We start from the raw sequence: 469 nt of genomic DNA, 5'->3' as shown, positions 1-469 counted from the left end.
TGGCGTGGGTTGACCACAGACACCCGCAAGCCTGTGCCAGCCAAGGCCAGTGCCAGGTCTTGCTCGTAGCCGCCGGTGGCCTCCAGCAGGATCAGCCTGGGGGCCAGCGGCACGAGCAACTGACACAGCTCGGCATGGCCGGCTTCATCGTTGGCCAAATTGAGCGTTTGCGATTCGCCCGTGACAGCCACCTCGAAGCTGCTCTTGGCGACATCGATGCCCACGTAGACGAGTTCACTCATGGCAGTTCTCCAGCTCCCAGCCTTACGAATACGAAATGTGTTCGGTCAACCATTCGGGATGCGGCAGAACAAAGAGACCACCACCGTGCGCCCTGGGCCGTCATCCGAGCTCGGGCTCGCAGGAGACACAGGCTGCGCGGCGGTGAGTCAACCCGTTCAGCGGTCAAGGCCGGCCTCACCACCTTGACGACTGAAGTTTGAATGATCTGAGACATGTAAGGAGACAA

At 60.8% G+C, this 469-nt stretch carries 1 protein-coding gene; it reads right to left on the bottom strand.

The window, feature by feature from the left end; translation table 11 throughout:
- Nucleotides 1–242, bottom strand: a 242-nt coding sequence (locus JHD63_RS22855; protein ID WP_198973101.1) for an IS110 family transposase, incomplete at its 3' end; no start/stop codon positions are given.
- Between the last annotated feature and the right edge of the window lie 227 nt (nt 243–469).

It is taken from the genome of Xylophilus sp. ASV27, assembly GCF_016428875.1.
Classification (GTDB): domain Bacteria; phylum Pseudomonadota; class Gammaproteobacteria; order Burkholderiales; family Burkholderiaceae_C; genus Xylophilus.
The sequence above is the reverse complement of the archived record's forward strand: the minus strand, read 5'-3'. Positions and strand labels throughout refer to the sequence as shown.